Consider the following 16045-nt stretch of genomic DNA (forward strand, 5'->3'; position numbering starts at 1 on the left):
CTGCTTATCCCGATCCCATGAGTAAACTCAAACAACTTGCCGGTCAAACCGCCATTTACGGGATCAGTAGTATTTTGGGAAGGGTTATTAACTTTCTCCTTCTCCCCCTCTATATTGCTTACCTTTCGAAGGAAGACCTTGGCTCATTTACGGCCATCTACGCCTTCATCGCTTTTTTTAATGTGATCTTTACCTACGGTATGGAAACCACCTTCTTCAGGTTTTCAACCGGAAAAGGCCTGGATCCGCAAAAAGTCTATAACAATGTCCAATCACTGGTCCTGACCACTTCCCTGTCATTGGGTGCACTGTTGTTTCTGAGTGCGGAGCAATTGAGTGTGTGGATGGAATACCCCGGTAAATCACACCTGTTTCAGTGGACGGCCATGATCCTGACCATTGACGCCGTCCTGGCCATTCCCTATGCCAAACTGAGAGCTGAAAACAAATCCCTCAAATTTGCGCTGACCAAGCTGCTGAACATCCTGTTGAATGTCGGTTTCAATATCTTCTTTATCGTGGTATGTCGGCACGTATACCAGGGGGATTACCTTGGTTTCCTTCAGCCGTTCGTTGGGAGTTTTTACCACCCTGAATGGGGCGTGGACTATATCCTGCTTTCCAACCTCTTTGCCAATGCCCTGATCATTCCGGTGCTGTTCTTCATGTCAGGAAAATTCAGCTGGCAGATGGACAAAAGCATCCTTGGTCCCATGTGGCATTATGCCCTTCCGCTGTTGTTTATGGGCCTTGCAGGGGTGACCAATGAAGTCTTTTCAAGGTTCTTGTTTGAATATGTCCTTCCGGAAAATTTCTACCCAGGTCTTACAGCCCGTGAAGCAGGCGGTATCTTCGGCGCCAACTTCAAGTTGGCCATCTTTATGAACCTGATCATCCAGGCCTTCAAGTACGCCGCTGAGCCGTTTTTCTTTTCCCAAAGCGAGGATAAAAACAGCCCACAGCTGTATGCAAGGGTCATGCATTGGTTCATCATTTTCTGCAGTGTACTGATGATACTCGTCGCCGTAAACCTGGACATCATCAGCAAGATCATTCTGGGCAACAAAGGCTACCAGGCCGGTATGGACATCGTACCCATGCTGCTTATGGGCTACTTGATGCTGGGTGTATATTTTAACCTCAGCATCTGGTTCAAGATCACCGACCGGACCATTTACAGCTTTTACATCACCTTTACCGGCGCGGTGGTCACCATACTGGTGATTTTTCTGATGGTACCCCAATACGGCTACACTGGTGCTGCCATGAGTACCTTGGCCACTTATGTGATCATGTCTGTCATGTGTTATTTCTTTGGTCAAAAGTACTACCCCATTCCCTACAAGACCGCCAATGATATTTTCTATTTGGTCATTGCCTTTGGCTTTTCTTACCTGGGTTTTTATATCCAACTGGATTCCGGCGTCCTTACATTCCTTGTCCACAACCTCCTTCCGTTGCTTTTTTTGGGCTTGGTGGTTTTGATGGAGCGGGAAGAAATCAGGCAACTCAAAAACCGGATACGGCGCTAGTGTACATCCGGATGTGGGGTTTGGGATGGTAGATATTGACCTGCTTATGGCCGACATCCATAAGTCGAAAACGTAGTACGAAAAAACTCAACCCGATGGAGAAAAGAAGGTCGCCCATGATGAAGAAAGGAGGAAATAGAAATCGAAAAGACTTCATCGGCACACCGGGAAACATCTACCATGATTATCATTCTGCACAATTTAATCCAGATTATGCATTAGGAATCGTAGTAGCCTGTCCCGAAGGGTTTCGGGACAGGCTGACGAATATCGGCAAAGAGCTGAAAGTGCAGTAAAACCAGCTAGTTTGGAGGTATAACCGTAGCGGTGCTACAGTGTACCCTGTCTGGCCGCCAGGTAAACCCAAAAACTAAAGCGAAGCGGTTGATTTTAAAGCAATTTCAGGTCGCAACAGATCGGCTATTAATAATCATAAAGGCATCAAATACGATGCTTCTTCCGCCCTCCTTTATTTTGATGCCATCAAAAGTTATTTTATACAAGTGCTAGTCTTTGGGTCAGGAAACTCTTATAATTATGACCTACCCTGTATAAATATAATGGTGAGTTAACGGACTTATCTGTGAGCCTCCTGTTGGGAAGCCATAAAAATTTAGTTTGTGAAATGTCATTAAAATTAGTAAAAAAACCATCTCTCTCCCTAATAATACCAAAAGCCAAAAAAAACACTATATGCAATACTTTGCTACTTTTTTTTACTTAAAAATGATTTCTATATTTGGCACTCATACCTAAATACAATTATTTATATAAATTTCAAATGAACAGCATTTTAAAAAAAGGAAAACTCACACTCACCATCCTGGCAATAGGCGTATATGGCACAGCGTGGGCACAAACTAGCGTCCCCACCAAACAAGAAGTCCATAACAGCATGCAAAAAGTGGCTGACTGGCAAATCGAAAACTTCTGGGAGGCTGGGCACGGAAGGCGAGTGTACGAGCCGACCAACTGGACCAATGGGGCCTTATATGTGGGCATGATGAAATGGGCTAACCTTTCGGATGATAAAACTTATACGGATTTTTTAAAAGGAATTGGCCAAAAAACCGATTGGAAACTGGGGTCACATCTTGGGCTTTATCATGCCGATGAACATGCCGTGGGCCAAATGTACCTGGAACTTTACCGGAAATTTGATGATGAAAAAATGCTGGAGCCTACCCGGAAGCAAATGGAGTATATCATCTACCACCCTTCCCAAAGCTCCCTGCACTGGAAAACTCCATACCACCAAGACCGCTGGAACTGGTGCGATGCGCTGTTCATGTCTCCGCCAGTTTGGGCTAAGCTGTCCAAGATCACCGGTGATGAAAAATACTTGGATTTTATGGTATCCGAGTTCAAGGCCACCACTGATTTCCTGTTTGATAAGAAAGAAAGCCTCTATTATCGTGATGAAAACTTCTTTGACAAGACCGACCATGGTACCAAGATCTTTTGGTCCCGCGGAAATGGATGGGTATTTGCAGGATTGGCCAACATACTGGCCGAGCTAGAGCCGGGAACTTCCGAACACAAGTATTTTGTGAAAATTTATAAAAAAATGGCCAAAAAGCTTAAAGAGCTCCAAACCGCTGATGGCTATTGGGCGATGAGCCTCTTGGGTGCAGAACATTATCCAACGCCAGAAACCAGCGGTACCGGTTTTTTCACTTATGGTTTTGCATGGGGCGTCAATAACGGATTATTAGATAAAGAAGATTACCAAGAAGTAGCTTTGAAAGGATGGAACGCCTTGCAGCAATGCGTGACCGAGGAAGGTATGCTGGGCTATGTACAACCGATCGGCGCTGCACCGGGTCAGGCATGGCCGGATAAAACAGAGGTTTATGGTGTAGGTGCTTACCTCAGTGCAGGATCAGAAATCTATAAAATGGCCCGGTAACGCTAACCCAAGCATTCGGAGATTCGCTGAAACCTGCAGTATTTCAAGGGGAATAATTGATAATTGACATAAAAAAGTGGCTCTTTTCGTCTTACCACGAAGAGGATCACTTTTAATAAATTCTAATATTTAGTCCATACCTTAATATCTGTTCCACTTTTTAATTCTTCATTAAAAGGACCGGGATAAATCGGTACTTCCCTTTCATTCCCAAAGTAATCTTGACTGATCTTTAATGGACTTCCATCAGGATGTTCAAACAACAATCCACTGACTGTTGTTTTGCCCAGCATTTCAGTAGTCACCGGTTTGGTGTTTTTTTCTATAAGCGTTTCAAACGTAAAGGGTGATGTGTGTATAGTCACAGAATCACCTTTTATTGAAAAAAGTGGTTTTGATTGCTCCATAAACACGTTTCCGGATTGTTGAATATCAACTGTATCATATACTGACAAATTGGTATTGATGAACACATTATTGAAAAACCGTTGATCTCCTATGTGTTTATCAAATGATGCTAAGGTCATATTTCGTGTGTCATGAGCTTCAAAATAGGGAGTCAATCGCTTGTCTTTAATAACGCCTTTCACTTCACCGGCGATCAAATTGTGCACAAATGCTCCACCTTGGGACCAGTTATGGATGGACACTTCTCCGAGTGATATATTATTATCCACTAAATAGGGGCCGTGGTTGACTTCAAAAAACATGTCCCTTTCATTATCGTGCAGCAGATTTGAACTGACGCGTGTACCTTGGGTCATCCAATCAAGCCAAATGCCGAGAATAGTATGATGGATATAATTGCCACGAATTTGAGTGTCGATTGGTCCATGAAATTTAATCGCCGCCATTTCATACCCACTAAAAAGTCGGTCCACATGTATGTCATAAATATGATTATTTTCAATGGTACTGTATGAGCAGCCCATGCTGCCCACCATGCCAGCCTGTTCACAGTGTGATATGGTGTTGTTTCTAACAATATGGTGCCCAATATTATCTCGGTTCCATCCGTTTTTTAGGGCTCTTTTAATGGTTTCCACATACCCTTCCGCCTTATCTTCAGAAGTATTGTCGTATTCATCACCATATTTACCTAAGGTAATGCCCGTACATTTTGAATAGCGAACGGTATTGTTTTCTATGATCCATCCTTTGCTCCAATTTGTACCAATGGCACCTTTTTGTTCGGCAGTTGGCGGGGCCCAGTTTGTTGCGGCATGACTGATGTGAAAACCGCTCAAGGTGATGTAATTAATGCCGGTCTTTTCGGGATAAAATATGGTCTGTCTGACATTTATTTCCGTTAGATTTGAATTAGGGTTATAGTCAGGGAATTGCGCCCAAATTGAGGTGGTTTTGTCATCTACTTTTCCAAACCATAAATGGCGTTCTTTCACTGGCCCTAACACATCTTCTAATGAAGCTGCTTCAGCCAACCAATGTCCCTCTCTGTATACGGCCCCTGTATGGTGAACTCGTCCGAGTCTATGAAACCAATCTCCTGAAATGGAATCTTTATAAGGATTAAAGTCGCCGAAAAAAGAATTCGGCAATTCTACTTTCCATACATCCCCGCTTACTTTCATCCAATGTTGAATTCGTTCCGATCCTTTTATTTCCACCTGTCCATCTCCTGCGGTTCGATAGGTGATTCGTTTGGAATCAGAAATGCCTCCTCTTGGAGGATTGATTTGTTCCCGGTAAACGCCTGCGTGAACGATCACAACACCTCCAGGCATTGCACGATTAGAAGCTTCCGATATTGTTTTCAGTGGCTGTTTATTGCTCCCCGAAAAGCGATCATTTCCATTTACGGAAACATGGATTTCATTTTGTGAAAAGACATCGTTAGTCAGCAAAAACATAAACAAAACAAAAGAGAGGAGATACTTTATCATATTATACTAATTTTTATTTTTTTTCTGGACAATACATTAATAATAGCATAACCTGAACTACATGCCTCAAAATTCAGGTCTAATTAGGAACACTGTTTCTTGTGATTCAGCCATAACATGAAAAAAACCAAAAAAAGTTTAAAACCCCTTGTTTGTAAACTTGGGTTCACTTACAAGCTTCAGCGTCTCGATGATATAGGCGGTCATCGCCTTATCGGCCACCCATTCTTCACGGGAGGCATAGCTGTCTTCTTTTGCATCCAGGTAAGTATGGCCGTCTTCAAAGCGGCTTTGCATATCCAATACCACCTGTCCCTGCTTCAGCTCCCAGTCCAGTGCCCTCATCCTCATGTCTGAATCGTTCGTAAAGGAAGCTGCTATGCTATTAAACATTGAAAAGTTCATACGGCGGCCTTTTCCCCAATCGGTTCCCAAAGGATAAAAAATATCGCCGGATCCCTCTTTAAAAATAGTGCCTCCAGGATCCTTTACCTGGCCTCCTGTAAGTTTTTCGCCAGGCCCAAAACGCAAGTCGGCAAAAGCACTAAATACCTTGTCAATATTAAACTTCAAGGCCGTTGGAATGCTCTGGTCTGCCAACCAAAAGTATTTGATAGGATTAAATTCGAAAGGAGACGTCATATAATCGGGATGAATAAAATGATGGTTTACCACCGTTCCGTCTTCATTCAGATTTGTGCCCACTAACCACTCATGTAAAGGTTTCCCATTATACCATTTTCTACTTTCCAGATCACTTGGCCGCGCCAAAGCATTCAATGTCAACCATATCACTTTATTTATCCGCTCATCATATTCAGGGCTTTCAGGCATCATGGCACAGGCAACGGTAAGAATAAGACTGTCCCAGGCATTTTCCTCCCCACCGGTATCACCCGGACTGATAATTTCCCCATTAAGGTCCCGATACGTTTTTATACCGGGCAGCTCTTTATCGTCCATTATCCAGGCACACTCGGTAGTTATCATTGCCAAAGTCTCCAATCGTGTCTGTTCATCAAGCTTGGGCCACATCATCCAGGCAGCAAACGAAGTATAACCCGCCCATAACGCGGACTGCCATTTTTCACCCCATCCCCCGGGTTTGTTGGCCAGATGCGTGTGGACCAGACTACGGATCATCTGAACGGTCTTGGCTTCCGCTTCTTGTTTCGAAACTCCAGTAAATGTACCGTCATAAAGTCCCATCTGTAAAGAGGCCGCCAATGCCTCCGCCTCTGCGGCAACCGGTCGTATTTTATGTTCGGAAACTCCTCCTAAGTCAAGATAATCATCTATGGAAATGCCGCTGAACCCACGCTTTTCCCACCAGGTAGTCAAGGCATATTTATTGGCATTGAGTAATATTTTACCCATCAAAATTTGCTGGGGAGATGGTGTTACCTCGGCTTCGAAGCGGGACCAGTCAATGGGCTTGACCCATTCCACTTCCTCTTTCAAACTGATGGTAGGGTTGGTCCCCACATGTTGGGCTTGTACACAAAAAGTAGCGGAACAAAATAAGAGCAGTAAGTAGTCCTTTAAATGATGAATTATAGGTTGTAACATTTTTATCATAGTTACTAAATATAACCAATCACCTATAAAAAAACAAATAAACGAAAGAAATCGACATGTTTCGAAAGATTTTGTTCACAAAACCAGCAAGGGAAAAACTTGGGTTAATAGGAATAGAACCCTGTCGGAAAGGTCATGAACAGCAAAGGATCAGGTCACTACGAAAGGTCAGACCAAAACCATCATTGCTTTGGAACACCTATTTTTCACCTCTTCATTCCGACAAATAAAAATAACCGCCTATCTTTGGTCCCAAGTAACCATCAAAATCAAACTACCATGCAGGTCAACGTCATCAACCAATCCAAGCATCCCCTTCCTGAATACCAAACGGCCCTTTCTGCAGGTCTGGACCTAAGGGCCAATTTATCAGAACCTATACTACTGGAGCCGCTGGAAAGAACCTTGGTCGGTACAGGGCTGTTTATGGAATTGCCTGCCGGCCATGAAGCACAGATCCGCCCCAGAAGTGGCCTGGCCTATAAGCATGGGGTCACCGTACTCAATTCCCCCGGAACCATCGATGCGGATTACAGGGGTGAGATAAAGGTCCTTTTGGTGAACCTTTCCAATGAGCCTTTCGAAATCAACGATGGAGAGCGCATCGCCCAGATGGTGGTGGCACAACACGAGCAGATCCAGTGGAAAGAAGCTGCCGAGGTATCGGAAACCCAACGAGGAGCAGGTGGATTTGGCAGTACGGGAAAATCCTGATCACGTTAAATTTCGTGAAATGGCTTTTGGGGAATGAACCAAAAAGACCTAAAGTTTGTACGTTTTGTCAGGTAGAGACCATATATCTTCCTGATAATTTTACCAGTTCGAAACATAGCATGCGATTAACTAACATCAAGCAATTCCTCCTCTTTTTAGCATTGACCGTGCCATTGGTGTTCCTTGGTCCTACAGCAAAAGCACAGTTCAATCTCTTTAAAAGTGCCAAAAAGGAAAAGAAAGAAGAAGATATGGCGGCACGCCTGTTCATTGAGGGCGAAAAGCATATGATGCTGGAAGACTATGAAAAAGCTTATTTTTACTTTGACAAGGCCTATGACCTGACCCCGGAATCAGGGGCGGTCAACTTTAAGATGGCCGAAATCCTCGCGCGTGCCAACCAAAACGAAAAGGCATTGGAACATGGCCAAAAAGCCATCGAGGCAGATCCTGAAAACAAATACTACCACCTGCTCATCGCAGAAGTCTACACCAAGCAAAACCAACCGGAAAAAGCTGCTGAAATCCTGAGCACCCTTATCGAAAGCTCTGATGACAACCAACAGTACATCCTGGAGCTGGCATCACTGTACCTGTCCACCCAGCAATTTGACAAAGCCCTTATAGCCTTGGACAAAGCCGAGGAATATTATGGGGTGGTCGAACAGCTTTCTGTGCAAAAGCAGCGCATTTACCTGAAGCAAAACAACCTGGATGCGGCCATCAAAGAGGGAGAAAAGCTTATCGATGCCAATCCCGGAAACTCACGCTATGTGCTGGCATTGGTGGAAATGCTGTTTAATAACAACCGCACCGACCAAGCCCTTGACGTGGTAAACGCCTCATTAGGGGACTACCCCAACCAAGCAGACCTCCACCTGGCCGCCTACACCCTCTATAAAAAGAAAAGTGCACTCACTATTGCACGGGAACATCTTTTCACCGCTTTCCACAGTCCCGATCTGGAAGGAGAGATAAAGGCGCAGACCTTTGGGGACATCCTGCAAAAGGACCTGAGGACCAAAGAACGTGAAGCCATGCTGGACAGCTTGGAAAACCTCATGGTCAAAACCAGTCCCAAAAGTGCCCCGGTCTTCACCATTTTGGGCGACCGGGCCATGCAAAACCAGCAGCCTGCCAAAGCCTTGGAATATTACCAACAGTCCATTGCCATCCATCCCCAAGATGCCAAAGTCCTGCAGGGCGTCATCAGCCTGATGTTTGAACAGGGCAAGGATTTTAAGGAAATTGAAGAATATACCGTCATTGGCACGGAAGAATTCCCCAAAAAACCAGAATTCTGGTTTTTTGATGGTACCGCAAAACTGGCCCTCAAACAACATTCGGCTGCCGAAGCCTCGCTAAAGCAAAGCCTCGAGCTCAATGATGGCGTGAACAAACAACTAGACCTGATGGTCCTGGGCCAGCTTGGCGACACCTATCATGCCCTTGACAAAGAAGACCAAGCCTTTGAAGCATATGGTAAGGTTTTGGAGATTTCACCAGAAGATGAACACGTCCTGAACAATTACGCTTATTTTTTATCGTTGGAAAAAAAGGACTTGGACAAGGCGCTGGAAATGTCATCCAAACTGGTTAAAAGATTCCCGGACAATGCCACCTACCTGGACACCCATGCTTGGGTACTCTTCCAGAAAAAGGCCTACCAAGATGCTGAAAAATACATGAAAAAGGCCCTCGAACTAGAGGACAGTCCCAGTGGGATAATGCTGGAGCATTATGGCGATATACTTTATCACTTGGGGGATAAAACCGGCGCCATGGACTATTGGGAAAAGGCTGCCGGCCAAAGTGATGTCTCCGATGAGCTGGACCAAAAAATAAAGAATAAAAAATACTATGAATAAGCACTTTTTACTGGGCTTTATGGCGGTCATTTTACTTTTGGCAGGTTGTGCCAAAAAGACAAGCATCTATTCTTCAGATGAAGCCATGAAAGAGTTTACCCCCTCCTACTTTGACTATCATTACCTCAGTGCCAAAGCCCGCGTGGTCATGGAAGAACAAAGTGGCAAAACCACTCGCGGCACACTCAACCTCAGGGCAAAAAGGGACAGTATCATTTGGTTTAGCATCAGCCCGGGGCTGGGCATCGAAGCCGCCAGGGGTGTCATCACACGGGAGGACATCAGGGTATTTGACCGGATAAACAACAAGGCCATCAACCTCACCTTTAACCAATTCCAAAACACCTATGGCCTTAAGCTTTCCCTGGACTTGTTTGAGAATGTACTGTTTGCCAATATCCCCTATGGCGTCAGTTACAGGGATAGATTGATCCGAGTGGGAAAGACCTTCGAGCTTACCCAACGACGGGACGGCATCACTTACGAATCGGTCATTGGAGTGCAGCACGGAAAGGTCACCGAGCTGGCCACTGCTTCCCGGTTTCACAAGGGCAAGCTATCGGCCAGTTATCCGGAATTTGAGGACCTTGATGGACAGCCTTATGCTTATAAAATTCTCTTGGAGTTATTGATGGAAAATGCTTCTTCTGATGTGCAGTCAACATTGGTCAATCTGGAATTCAACAAAGTGGAACTCCAGGATTCCCCACTGTCATTTCCTTATAATTTCTGATCTATGAAACACATTCTGGCGCTCGCTTTTTTGTTTACCTTTACTTGGATGGCCATTCCCGAACAGGGAAACCTGATGGCCCAGACTTCCAAGTCAAGGGTCCAGCTGGAAAAGGAAAAGGCCGAAGTGCTGCAGCGCTTGAAGGAATTCGATGAGATTCTAAAAAAGACTTCTGCCAGAAAAAAAAACACGATCAGCGAGCTGAACCTGGTCAGCAAGCAACTGGAAACCAGGGTCAGTTTCATCCAGACCCTAAATAACGAAGTAGCCCTGCTCAACAGGGAAATCAAGGAAACCAATAACCTCATTGGATCCCTGGAAGACGACCTGGAGACCTTAAAGGAAGAATATGCCCAAATGGTCTACGTGTCCGCTAAGCTCAACAGCGGGGTGACCATCCTGACATTTATCTTCAGTTCGTCCACCTTCAAGCAGCTATACATGCGGATCAGGTACCTGAAACAGTACAGTGATGCCCGTGAAAAACAGGTCGAGCAAATCGAAAAGGTAAGTGCAGACCTCAAGCAGCAACAGACAAAACTGGAAAAGCAGAAAACTGATAAGCAGGCTGCCCTGCAAGAAGAAAGGAGCCAGAAAAAAGAACTGGACCAGCTCAAGGAAGAGCAGCAGTCCATCGTCAACACCCTTTCGAACAAGGAAGATGAAATCCGCAAGGACATTACCGAGACCAAAAAACAGCAGGAAGAGCTGAACAGGTTGATCCGTAAGGTAATCGAAGAAGAAATCAAGCGAGCAGAGGCAGAGGCCAAGAAGGCCAATACCAAAACCACCAAATCTTCTGCGAACAGCATGCCGATGACACCAGAAGCTGCCGCCCTCTCCAGTTCCTTTGCCAGCAACCGCGGAAAATTGCCGTGGCCTGTAGCCAGTGGTTTTGTTTCGGAAGCTTACGGGGACCATCCCCACCCGACCCTAAAGGGCATTATGATCACCAATGACGGCATCGACATCCAGACCAATCCTGACGAAATCGTCCGGGCAGTCTTCGACGGTGTGGTCACCAAAGTTTCTACCATTCCCGGCATGGGCGGCACGATCATCATTCGTCATGGAGAATACTATACCATGTACAGCAGGTTACAGACCATAACGGTAAAATCCGGCCAAAACGTAAAGGCTAATGACAAAATCGGGGAAGTGGCCACAGGTGGTAGCGGGGTATCTGAAGTCCACTTCCAGACCTGGAAAGGATTACAAAAGATGAACCCTTCTTCTTGGCTGGCCGGGAAGTAAGACCGGTAGCGGGTATCAGGCACCCCGTATTCAGGATGGGTAAGATAGGCCCGAACCTACTCAGGGCTTAAGCTGGATATTTGTCAGTCAATTAAGGAGGGGAAGAACGTTTCACCATTAAAAACCTTCCACCACCCTTCCCCTGTAATTCATCATATGCTATGAGCATTTCTGCGATAATATGAGTATCTTTACAAAAAAGATATTGAAAAAAACAAGAACTGTGTTCGATTCCTTTGTGTTAGTAAGACACAGTTATATCTTTGTACAGATTTAAAACTTAAATATGCTTATCATGACTACATTGGGTTTCATTCAGAATATAGGAGGTGGTTCCTTGGTTGTTATCATCTTGGTTGTCATCCTTCTATTCGGAGCAAAACGAATCCCTGAACTGGCTCGCGGGCTGGGCAGAGGCATCAAAGAGTTCAAAGATGCCACTAAAGAGATTCAGGATGACATTGAAGATGGCATCAAGGGAGACAGTAAAAAGAAAAGTTAAAAAAATAACTACCATTGGAAAAATTCCATTCTTTCGACGAAATTAAACGTTCGCTTGAAAATAAAGAAACTGATTGTAAAGCGATCGTCAATTATTATCTCAAGAACATTCAAACGAAGGCGCATCTCAACGCCTTCGTTGAAGTTTATGAGCAATCCGCTTTGGAACAAGCAGAAAAAGTGGATCAAAAAATCAAGGACGGCACTGCCGGGAAACTGGCGGGGATGGTCATTGGGATCAAAGATGTCCTTTGCTATGCAGACCATCAGGTCAACGCCTCCAGTAAAATTTTAGAGGGATTCCATTCCCAATTTACCGCTACTGCCGTACAAAAGCTCATTGACGAAGATGCGATCATCATCGGTCGTCTGAACTGTGATGAGTTTGGTATGGGATCATCCAATGAGAACACTGTTCATGGCAAGGTACTCAATGCCCTGGACGAAGAACGCGTACCTGGCGGTTCGTCCGGTGGATCTGCGGTAGCTGTCCAGGCCAATCTCTGCACCACCTCTCTGGGTACCGACACGGGAGGTTCGGTCCGCCAACCGGCAGCCTTCACTGGCTTGGTCGGCATAAAACCTACCTACTCCAGGGTTTCCCGATTTGGGCTGATCGCCTATGCATCGTCCTTTGACACCATCGGCGTATTTTCCACCAATGTAAAGGACAATGCCCTGGTCCTGGAGGTCATTGCAGGCCAAGACGATAACGACAGTACCGTTTCCCGCAAGGAAGTCCCTCCATATACCGAGCAGCTTGCCTTGAACGGTCCGGTAAAAGTAGCCTATCTGAAAGAAACCATCGAATCGGAGGCATTACAGCCAGCGATCAAGGAGCACACCCTAGATATGCTTAACAAGCTTAAGGAAGAAGGCCATCAAGTAGAAGAGGTTGATTTCCCGTTACTTGAATATGTCCTTCCTACTTATTATATTCTTACCACTGCAGAGGCCAGTTCAAACCTTTCGCGCTTCGATGGCGTAAAATATGGGTATCGGACACCCAATGCCCATAACCTGGAAAGCATGTACAAGCTTACCCGCTCTGAAGGTTTCGGAGAGGAAGTAAAAAGAAGGATTATGCTGGGGACTTTTGTGTTAAGCGCCAGCTATTATGATGCTTATTTCACCAAAGCCCAGAAAGTAAGAAGGTTAATCAAGGAGTTCACAGAAGATTTGTTGAACAAATTTGATTATATTGTCTTACCGACTACGCCTTCTACTGCGTTTAAGTTTGGAGAGCACAGCGATGATCCTGTAGCCATGTATTTGGAAGACCTGTACACCGTACAAGCGTCAGTATCGGGAGTTCCGGCCATCTCCATACCCAATGGAAAAGATGAAAAAGGCCTTCCGATTGGTTTGCAGATCATCACCAACTCCTTTAAGGAGGCAAGGCTTTATGCTTTTGCGGACTATTTAATGAACATCAAGAAATAAAACTATACACCTGTTATGAGCAACTGGAAATTACTTACACTCCTATCACCGATGATATTCTGTGTGGCAATTGCCAGTGCCCAAAACCAGGAAGAGAATGGTTTCATAGCAGCCGAAGAGGATTTTGTCCAACCTACCTATCATTACGAATACATTCCTGACTTCACCTATCATGAAGTCAATGAACGGGTGGACAAGATGGATACCGATATGCCTTTCGAGCTAAATGAAACCATTTTTGCGTTTATAAATTACTTTACGGTCAGAAACCGGGAATATGCAAAGATGACCTTGGCCAGAAAGGAAATCTATTTTCCTCTTTTCGAAAAAGAGCTCAAGGAACATGGAATGCCGGAGGAAATCAAATACCTGGCCATCATCGAGTCCGGCCTCAACCCAAAAGCCAAATCCCGTGTGGGGGCTATGGGGCTTTGGCAGTTTATGCCTGCCACCGGAAGGGTCTATGACCTGCACGTGACCAGGGATATCGACGATCGGATGGATCCAGAACTGGCCACTGAAGCTGCCTGCCGTTACCTCAAGACACTGCACCGCATGTTCGATGACTGGGAGCTTGCCCTGGCGGCCTATAACTGCGGTCCGGGGAATGTCCGAAAAGCCATCAGGCGATCCGGTGGAAAACGTACCTTTTGGGGGATTTATAACTGGCTCCCGAGGGAAACCAGGGGATATATCCCACAGTTCCAAGCCATTATGTATGTATTTAATCATGCTGATGAGCATAATCTCATTCTAGAGGACGGCACCTTCCCTATAGCCCATGAGAAAGTGAAATTTGACCAGGAGCTGGACCTAAAAAGACTGGCAGACATCAGTGGAACCTGCTTGGAGGAATTGGAGTTTTTGAATCCTGCCATCCAAAACAGTAAAATCCCCGCCAGTACGGGTTATTATGCCCTTCGGGTTCCAAAGGCAAAAGCAGACTATATCGCTTCCAATGTACACTGGATGATGGACAGCATAAACCTTCAGGAAGAACGGCTTCTTGCCAAACAAGAGGCGAAGAAACCTCAAGAAAAAGAACCTGAAAAACTGATTTATAAGGTAAGACGGGGCGATGCACTGGGCAAGATCGCCAGCATGTATGGCACAACGGTCTCGGAAATCAAAACATGGAACGGACTGTCCTCCAACAATATTAAAATCGGCCAGCACCTGACCATCTACCAAGACGGCGATGCCTTCACCAGAAACCTTGCTGCAGACAATCCTAGTCAACAGGATGCTACTTTTGTCAAAGGTACTCCAAAAACCTATACTGTACAGCCAGGCGACTCTCTCTGGCTTATCGCCAAAAAACTTGAAGGTGTGACCATAGAAGAGATAAAACGCCTCAATAAACTCAGCAACAATAAAATCAAACCAGGCCAGAAACTTATTATTGGTTAAGTAAAATTAACAACTAAATATTTAGTAGTTTCTTTCCTACTGCCGTTCATTTTTTATAAATTGTACACGGTAACGTTATAAATCCATTTACAATGAATAAGAAAAACAGTTTGTTTCTGGCCCTATTTATCTTAGCAGCAAGCATTTTGGTAAGCTGTCAGGATGGTAAAAACGGAAGTAACTCCAATAAGCCCAAAGCAAGGGGAGCCAGCGGAGAGATACTTTTGGTCATTGATTCGGTAAAATACAAGGGGCCAGTAGGTGATGCCCTAAAGGGAATCTTTGAAGAAGACATCAAAGGACTTGTCCGACAGGAAACCCTTTTCGACATGCGAAAAGTAGACCCGAGATCCATGACAAGGATCCTGAAAATGGCCTATAACATCGTGTATGTCACCACTTTTGACGACAAGAAGGCCGGCAGCCGCATGATCAGCAACCAATTCAGCCCGGCGTCCAAGGAAAAAGCTGCTGCAGATCCATCACTGTTCATGCTGAGAAACGAAGATGAATTTGCCCAAGGACAGGAAGTAGTTTACCTATTTGGCAATACCGAAGAGGAACTGATCAACAACCTGCGCAAGAACAAGGATAAACTTCAGAACCTTTTTGAAGTAAGGGAAAGAAACCGTCTGGGAGACGCCATCCTCGAACGTACCAGTGGAAAAGTACAATCCAAAGGTAAGGAAATCTTGGGACTGAATCTAAAAATCCCTGCCTCCTATCAATATGTCAAGGAAGAGGAAAACTTCCTCTGGGCAAGGCAGCCGACGCCCACCACCCAGCGGGCAGACATCAGCCTGATCTTTTATCAAACCGATTACACCTCCGAGGAACAGGTCTTTCCGGAAAACATCATCAAATTACGCGATGAAATCCTTAAAACCCGTGTCTTTGGTGATCCGGAAAAGCCAACTTCCTATTTGGAAACAGAAAAACAAATAGTACCTTCCTTCAGAAACATGCAAATCGACGGGCACTACGCCATCGAGATGCGGGGACAATGGAAAACCCACACCATCAGTATGGGCGGGTCATTCGTTTCCTACACGATAGTCGATGAAGCCAAAGGAAAACTTTATTATTTGGAAGGATTTTTATATTATCCGAATGAAACCCATAAAAAGGCCCTTCGGGAAATCGAAGCTATCTTGATGGCCACCACTTTCCCCGAGGACAACAGTAACTAAATCCAATTT

General features: G+C 45.1%; 13 protein-coding genes. 11 read left to right on the forward strand and 2 right to left on the reverse strand.

What is annotated here, in order from left to right:
• The first annotated feature begins 17 nt into the window (after positions 1-17).
• From FKX85_RS19075 to FKX85_RS19085, 3 genes are all read left to right on the forward strand, one after another.
• The gene (locus tag FKX85_RS19075) at positions 18-1532 is read left to right on the forward strand and encodes a lipopolysaccharide biosynthesis protein (protein ID WP_141616248.1); all 1515 of its coding nucleotides are present in this window, start codon (positions 18-20) and stop codon (positions 1530-1532) included.
• 95 nt (positions 1533-1627) lie between these two features.
• On the forward strand, positions 1628-1828 hold the full coding sequence (locus FKX85_RS19080) for a hypothetical protein (RefSeq protein WP_141616249.1): 201 nt from the start codon (positions 1628-1630) through the stop codon (positions 1826-1828).
• Positions 1829-2313: 485 nt separating this feature from the next.
• Positions 2314-3441 (forward strand): glycoside hydrolase family 88/105 protein, encoded by a 1128-nt coding sequence (locus tag FKX85_RS19085; RefSeq protein ID WP_141616250.1) that lies wholly within the window; start codon positions 2314-2316, stop codon positions 3439-3441.
• A 122-nt stretch (positions 3442-3563) separates the two neighbouring features.
• Here FKX85_RS19085 and FKX85_RS19090 read toward each other — a convergent pair whose 3' ends face one another.
• Both FKX85_RS19090 and FKX85_RS19095 read right to left on the reverse strand, forming a co-directional pair.
• Positions 3564-5345, reverse strand: a complete 1782-nt coding sequence (locus FKX85_RS19090) for a right-handed parallel beta-helix repeat-containing protein (RefSeq protein WP_141616251.1) — start codon at positions 5343-5345, stop codon at positions 3564-3566.
• Positions 5346-5483: 138 nt separating this feature from the next.
• Complete coding sequence (locus tag FKX85_RS19095) at positions 5484-6914, reverse strand: hypothetical protein (RefSeq protein ID WP_141616252.1); 1431 nt, start codon at positions 6912-6914, stop codon at positions 5484-5486.
• Between the two features lie 288 nt (positions 6915-7202).
• Between FKX85_RS19095 and dut the strand changes: the two genes are divergently transcribed.
• From dut to FKX85_RS19135, 8 genes are all read left to right on the forward strand, one after another.
• On the forward strand, positions 7203-7637 hold the full coding sequence (gene dut / locus FKX85_RS19100) for a dUTP diphosphatase (RefSeq protein ID WP_141616253.1): 435 nt from the start codon (positions 7203-7205) through the stop codon (positions 7635-7637).
• A gap of 119 nt (positions 7638-7756) precedes the next feature.
• Positions 7757-9505, forward strand: a complete 1749-nt coding sequence (locus FKX85_RS19105) for a tetratricopeptide repeat protein (protein ID WP_141616254.1) — start codon at positions 7757-7759, stop codon at positions 9503-9505.
• Positions 9498-10238, forward strand: a complete 741-nt coding sequence (locus FKX85_RS19110) for a DUF4292 domain-containing protein (protein WP_141616255.1) — start codon at positions 9498-9500, stop codon at positions 10236-10238. Before FKX85_RS19105 ends, FKX85_RS19110 begins: the two co-directional genes overlap by 8 nt.
• A 3-nt stretch (positions 10239-10241) precedes the next feature.
• On the forward strand, positions 10242-11492 hold the full coding sequence (locus FKX85_RS19115; protein ID WP_141616256.1) for a murein hydrolase activator EnvC family protein: 1251 nt from the start codon (positions 10242-10244) through the stop codon (positions 11490-11492).
• Between the two features lie 295 nt (positions 11493-11787).
• Positions 11788-11994 carry a Sec-independent protein translocase subunit TatA/TatB gene (locus FKX85_RS19120; protein WP_015267819.1) on the forward strand — a complete coding sequence of 69 codons (207 nt, stop codon included), beginning with the start codon at positions 11788-11790 and terminating at the stop codon, positions 11992-11994.
• A gap of 14 nt (positions 11995-12008) precedes the next feature.
• Positions 12009-13436, forward strand: a complete 1428-nt coding sequence (gene gatA, locus FKX85_RS19125) for an Asp-tRNA(Asn)/Glu-tRNA(Gln) amidotransferase subunit GatA (RefSeq protein ID WP_141616257.1) — start codon at positions 12009-12011, stop codon at positions 13434-13436.
• Positions 13437-13451: 15 nt separating this feature from the next.
• A complete protein-coding gene (locus FKX85_RS19130; RefSeq protein ID WP_141616258.1) occupies positions 13452-14846 on the forward strand; it encodes a lytic transglycosylase domain-containing protein in 1395 nt (464 codons plus the stop codon).
• A 92-nt stretch (positions 14847-14938) separates the two neighbouring features.
• Positions 14939-16036, forward strand: coding sequence for a DUF4837 family protein (locus FKX85_RS19135; protein ID WP_141616259.1), 1098 nt, complete (start codon positions 14939-14941; stop codon positions 16034-16036).
• The last annotated feature ends 9 nt before the right edge of the window (positions 16037-16045 follow it).

Source organism: Echinicola soli (assembly GCF_006575665.1).
In the GTDB taxonomy this organism is placed as follows: domain Bacteria; phylum Bacteroidota; class Bacteroidia; order Cytophagales; family Cyclobacteriaceae; genus Echinicola; species Echinicola soli.